The sequence below is a fragment of the Streptomyces torulosus genome (assembly GCF_001419765.1).
GTDB lineage: Bacteria > Actinomycetota > Actinomycetes > Streptomycetales > Streptomycetaceae > Streptomyces > Streptomyces torulosus.
On sequence record NZ_LIRK01000321.1, the window covers coordinates 1 to 5189 of the forward strand.

The 5189-nt window shown below is 73.1% G+C and carries 6 protein-coding genes; 3 read left to right on the forward strand and 3 right to left on the reverse strand.

Going from position 1 to position 5189, the window contains the following annotated elements:
- Positions 1-246 precede the first annotated feature (246 nt).
- Positions 247-1527 (forward strand): DUF2330 domain-containing protein, encoded by a 1281-nt coding sequence (locus AOK23_RS22335; RefSeq protein ID WP_055714465.1) that lies wholly within the window; start codon positions 247-249, stop codon positions 1525-1527.
- A 116-nt stretch (positions 1528-1643) separates the two neighbouring features.
- Complete coding sequence (locus AOK23_RS22340) at positions 1644-2315, forward strand: O-methyltransferase (RefSeq protein WP_055714466.1); 672 nt, start codon at positions 1644-1646, stop codon at positions 2313-2315.
- A gap of 84 nt (positions 2316-2399) precedes the next feature.
- Here AOK23_RS22340 and AOK23_RS22345 read toward each other — a convergent pair whose 3' ends face one another.
- A complete protein-coding gene (locus AOK23_RS22345; RefSeq protein ID WP_055519135.1) occupies positions 2400-2795 on the reverse strand; it encodes a hypothetical protein in 396 nt (131 codons plus the stop codon).
- Positions 2796-2913: 118 nt separating this feature from the next.
- Between AOK23_RS22345 and AOK23_RS22350 the strand changes: the two genes are divergently transcribed.
- Positions 2914-3318: a DnaJ family domain-containing protein gene (locus tag AOK23_RS22350; protein WP_055714467.1), complete on the forward strand. Its 405-nt coding sequence runs from the start codon at positions 2914-2916 to the stop codon at positions 3316-3318.
- A 162-nt stretch (positions 3319-3480) separates the two neighbouring features.
- On the opposite strand, the gene AOK23_RS50090 is transcribed toward AOK23_RS22350, so the two are convergent.
- The gene (locus AOK23_RS50090; protein WP_240496498.1) at positions 3481-4131 is read right to left on the reverse strand and encodes a hypothetical protein; all 651 of its coding nucleotides are present in this window, start codon (positions 4129-4131) and stop codon (positions 3481-3483) included.
- 5 nt (positions 4132-4136) lie between these two features.
- Positions 4137-4859 (reverse strand): hypothetical protein, encoded by a 723-nt coding sequence (locus tag AOK23_RS22360; RefSeq protein ID WP_055714468.1) that lies wholly within the window; start codon positions 4857-4859, stop codon positions 4137-4139.
- Positions 4860-5189: the final 330 nt, after the last annotated feature.

Sequence of the window (5189 nt, forward strand, 5' to 3'; positions counted from 1 at the left end):
TCGCCGTCCCATGAAAGCCTCGCACCGCCTCACGGTCCTTCTGGTGAGACGCGGGCAACCTCGGCTTCACCTGACGGCCGCCCGTGTGTCGTCCGGAAGACGATAGTGCGCGCGGGACCGTCGAACGACTGAAGGGCGCGACGGGGATCACGGATGCACATCGCGGCCGGGGTTGTGACCGGCCACGGACAATCACCTGGGAGCATGGGCCCCTGCACGGACGCACGGCGGGAAGGGCGACGGGGGATGGCACGGGGGACGAACGACTTCGTAAGGAGGCGCACGCGCCCGGCACGGGGGACGCGGGGACGGCTGGCGTTCCTCGTCCTGGCGCTGCTCGGTTTCCAGTTGGCGTCGCTGGTGGCCCCGGCGTACGCCTGCGGGTGCGGGGCGATGGTGCCGGACGGGCAGCGCAGTGTGTATGTGAACCGTGAGACGTCCGTGGTGCGCTGGGACGGCCGCGAGGAGCAGATCGTGATGCGTCTGACGGTCGCCGGGGACGCCCGGACGGCCGCATGGATCATGCCAGTGCCGAACCGGGCGACGGTGGAGCTGGGGGACGCGGCCCTCTTCGACCGGCTCGCCGAGGAGACGGCGCCCGAGTACCGCGAACGGGAGTACTTCTGGCCGCGATCGAGCGATTGGCCGTTCGACGCGTTCGAGGAGGACGGCTCGGCGGGAGCGGCGCCCGGCGACGGCGCGGTGGACGTCGTCGGCCGGGAGCGGCTCGGCCCGTTCGACGTGGCCCGGCTGACCGCGACGGACTCCGGGGCCCTCGGCGACTGGCTCGACGACAACGGCTTCGCGCTGCCCGACCGCCTGGAGACCGCGCTGGAGCCGTACGTCCGCCAGAAGTGGGAGTACGTGGCGATCAGGCTGGCGCCGGAGGAGGCGGCCGGGGACGTGCCGCTCGGCGGCACCCTCGACCCGCTGCACCTCACCTTCGCCAGCGACGCGCCGGTGTACCCGATGCGGCTGTCGAAGCTCGCCACCACCCCGCAGGCCCTCGACCTGTACGTCCTCGCCGGGCACCGGATGGAGCCCGGCTCGGCGATCGGCGGGGAGGAGCCGCAGGTCACCTTCGCGGGCCGGATCGGCGCGCCCGGCGGCCCGCTCGGCGAGCTCGCCGCCGGCGGCACCGACTTCCTGACCGCCGTCGAGCAGAACTTCCCTCAGCCGTCGCGGATCTCCGGCGATCACACGCTCCGGCGGGCGGCGGCCGACGACCCCTATCGAAAGGTCATCTACGTGGACGAGATGTGGACCGTGGGCGGCATCCCCGGCTGGCTGTTCACCTTCGGGCTGGGCATCGCCGTGCTCGCGATCAAGGCGGTGGCCGTCGCGATCGTGCTCCGCCGCAACGCCCGCAAGCAGCCGCCGCTGCCTCCGACGGCGCCGGGCCCGTGGGTCCCGCCGGGCGGCCCGCACGCCGGGTACCCGCACGGCGCTCCCGTGCCCCCGGCCGCTCCCGTGCCCCCGGCCGCTCCCGCGCCGCCGGCGGACCGCAAGCCCGGTCCGGGCGCCTGAGTGCGAACGACCGAAACACGCACGCGAAACGCCTGACAGCGAAGGGACCTGCGCCTACCATTCGTTAGCGCAACTAGTTAGCAGATCTAACTAGCTATCGGAAAGGGCGCAGGTCCATGAGCAGCTCGCAGACGTGGGACGACGTCGACACCTACTTCACGACCCACCTCTCCCCCGACGACGCGGCCCTGGAGGCCGCGTTGCGCGACAGCGAGGCCAACGAGCTCCCGCACATCAACGTCGCCGCCAACCAGGGCAAGCTGCTCCAGCTCCTCGCCCTCGTCCAGGGCGCCCGCCGCATCCTGGAGATCGGCACGCTCGGCGGCTACAGCACGATCTGGCTGGCCCGCGCGCTGCCCGCCGACGGCAGGTTGATCTCCCTGGAGTACAGCCCCGAGTACGCGGAGGTCGCCTGCCGCAACATCGCGCGCGCCGGGCTGGACCCGCTCGTCGAGGTACGGGTCGGCGCGGCCCTGGACTCGCTGCCCAGGCTGGCCGACGAGAACCCCGAACCGTTCGACCTGGTCTTCATCGACGCCGACAAGGCCAACAACCCGCACTACGTCGAGTGGGCGCTGCGCCTGACCCGCGCCGGCAGCCTGATCATCGTCGACAACGTCGTACGGGGCGGCCGGGTCGCCGACGCCGACAGCACCGAACCGGACGTCCTCGGCACCCGCGCCGCCATCGAACTCATCGCCACCCACCCGAAGCTGGACGGCACGGCCATCCAGACCGTCGGCACCAAGGGCTACGACGGGTTCGCACTGGCCCGGGTCGTGGACTGAGTGGACTGAACGGGCTGAGTGGACTGAGTGGACTGACCCGAGGACGGCGGGGCCGGGGCCGCGGCGCCGTCCTCGGGGGCGGTCTCAGAGCTCGTGGTAAAAGCCCACGTTGACGCTGCGCGGGCCCGTGCGGTCGACGATGACGAGCTCGCCGGAGCCGTTGTGCGGGAGCTTCGCGGTCCCGCCGTACGGCAGCGGCTGCGGCGGGTGGCCCTGGAGGGCCAGGCGCACCTCGGAGGAGGGCTCGGCGTGCGTACCGCGCAGCCAGGTCACCTGCCAGGTGCCGTCGGGGCCGCAGAGGAACTCCAGGTGCACACGGGAGACGAACAGCCAGTCGTCCGGGGTCGCGAGACGGCACACCGCCCGGTCCCGGCCCACCCGGAGCACGGCGCCCGGCTCGCTGGGCGCGTCGGCCATCTGCATGCCGGCCGTCGCCCCGGCGTCCGCCTCGGACACCGAGGCCATGGTGAGTTCGAGCACGTACCGCTCCTAACGGGTCAAACTCCGATTGTCGCTGGACACGGCGCGCTCGGCGCACCGCCGCCGCATGATAAATCGCCGGATCGTCCGCTTGTGCGGGGTCCGGCACAATGGACGCATGACCGAGCGAAAGCCACCGGGTGTCAGCTTCGAGTCCTTCGTCGACAAACAGATCCGCGACGCGGAGGCGCGCGGCGATTTCTCCCACCTCCCCGGAGCGGGGCGACCGCTCGACGGGGACGACACGACGTACGACGAACTGTGGTGGATCAGGCGGAAGATGGCCCGTGAGGGGCTGTCGGTGCTGCCGCCCGCGCTGGAGTTGCGCAAGGAGGCGGAGGACGCGCTGGCCGCCGCGGCGCGGGCCCCGTCCGAGCGGGCCGTACGGAAGATCGTCACCGATGTGAACGTGAAGATCCGCGCCATGATGTTCCGCCCGCCGCCGGGACCGCCGCTGGGCCTGAAGCCGTACGACGTCGAGGCGATCGTCGAGGAGTGGCGGGCCGCCCGACAGAACCGCTGATGTCATCGGGCGCGGGCAGGCGGCCGCGCACGCGGGAGGCCGCGTCCCCGGGCACGACCGGGGGCGCGGCCTCGTTCAGGGGCGCCGCTTCAGGGGGCGCCGCTTCAGGGGGCGCCGTTACAGGGGGCGCCGTTACAGGGGGCGCCGTTACAGGGGGCGCCGTTACAGGCGGAGCAGTCGTTCGGTCAGTTCGCGGTAGTCGCGCAGGGCCAGCCTCAGTTGCTCCGTGTCGGAGGAGGAGGCGCGCTCCTCGCCGGCCGTCTGCCAGCTGGCGCGCAGCGTGCGGCGCCGCTGGTTGACCGCGTCGGTGAAGCGGGAGGCCGCCTCCTCCAGGACGTGGTCGGCCTCCTCCACGGAGGTCCGGGGCCCGTCGACGAAGCCGCCGACCGCGTGCTGCAACCGCAGACTGAGCTTGTCGGTCTCCTCGTTCGGCAGCAGATGCCCGCCGGAACCGGCGGCGGCACCGGTCGCCCGGCCCTCCGAACGGCTCTCGGTACGGCCTCCGGTGCGGCCCTCGGCCGTGCCCTCGTCCTCGTGGCCCGCCACGAGCGGGGACCGGGTGTCCTCGGCGCCGGTGGCACCCATGGTGTCGGTCGGGCCCGTGGTGTGGGCGGGTCCAGTGGTGTGGGTGGAACCAGTGACGCCCATGGTGTCGTTGGGGCCAGTGGTGCGGTTGGGGTCCACGGTGCCCTTGGTGATGCCGGAGTTGCTGGTTCCGGTGGCGCCCGTGGTGTAGGCGGTGCCGGTGGCCGCGGGGCGCTGCTCGCGCCGCCCTCGGGTGTTGCCGTCACCTGTCGTCGTGTTCTCGGTCATCCCCCTCAACTCCCCTTCGCATGACGCCTGGTCAGGTCCCACGGCAGATGGTGTCGGCCGTCGGAGCGAGCGGCGGCGGTGGTCGTGTGGCGGCGGTCGGCCGCCGTGCGGTCGGGTTCCGTCCCTGCGTCACGTTCGGCCCGCGTGTCGCGGCGACCGGGTGCCACCAGGTCCTCGAACAGAGCGCGGCCCTCGACCATGGCCTCGCGCAGTTCCTCGGTGCCGGCGCCCGAACGGCCGTCGGCGGTCGCGGTGTCCGGGGAACCGCCCTGCGCCGCGCGGTGCAGTCGGCGGTAGCCGTGGACATGGTGGGCGTGGTGGACGGAGAGCGCCTCCAGCTGGGTCTCGTAGCGGCCACCGTCCGGGAAGCCGCGCGCACCGGCCAGGTCGGCGATCAGCCGGTCCGCCTCGACGACCGCCTCGCGCGGCGAGTCGACGAAGCGTTCCTGGGCGGCGGCCCAGCGGGCCTCGTACCGTTCGCGCTCCGCGCTCGGCAGCGGCCGGCGCTCCAGGGAACCGTGCCGCTTCACGCGTTCGGCGAGTTCACGGGCGGCGGCCCGTTCGTCGCCGTCATGGTGGGCCACGGTCCGGTCGTACTCGGGTCCGAAACGCCGCTTCAGCGATCCGCCGCCGTTCGAGGCGCCGCGGGCGCGCAGGGTCAGGACGGCCGCGAGAACGACCACGACCGCCACGATCACGATCAAAGCGATGATCACGCCTGTGGACATGAGTGCCTTCCAGGTTCGTCGGCCCAGGGCTTCTCGGCTCGGCGGGCCGTCTCTCGCACCGGGTTGCCCGAACCCTTTCGTTCAAACGGCGACGACGGCCCGGCGGAAGGGGCGACGGCGCCCGGCGCGGCCCCGGGGCGGCTGAAGTGGCCCCGGGGTGACCGCCGTTGACCCCGGGCGGGGACAGCCTCCACCACCGGCGGTGCGGGCCGGGGCCGCGCGCCCGCCGCAGCCGGTGCCGGTGCCGGTGCCGGACCGGGACGGCGTCCACCGCTGCCGGTGCCGTACCGGAGGGCTCGCGTCGACCGGTGCCCGCCCTCCCCGCGAAGC

Excerpts from the sequence above, each read along its gene's own strand:
- AOK23_RS22335 (WP_055714465.1), top strand. The coding sequence starts at position 247 with ATGGCACGGGGGACGAACGACTTCGTAAGGAGGCGCACGCGCCCGGCA.
- AOK23_RS22350 (WP_055714467.1), top strand. The coding sequence starts at position 2,914 with ATGACCGAGCGAAAGCCACCGGGTGTCAGCTTCGAGTCCTTCGTCGAC.
- AOK23_RS50090 (WP_240496498.1), bottom strand. The coding sequence starts at position 4,131 with ATGACCGAGAACACGACGACAGGTGACGGCAACACCCGAGGGCGGCGC.
- AOK23_RS22360 (WP_055714468.1), bottom strand. The coding sequence starts at position 4,859 with ATGTCCACAGGCGTGATCATCGCTTTGATCGTGATCGTGGCGGTCGTG.
- AOK23_RS22340 (WP_055714466.1), top strand. The coding sequence starts at position 1,644 with ATGAGCAGCTCGCAGACGTGGGACGACGTCGACACCTACTTCACGACC.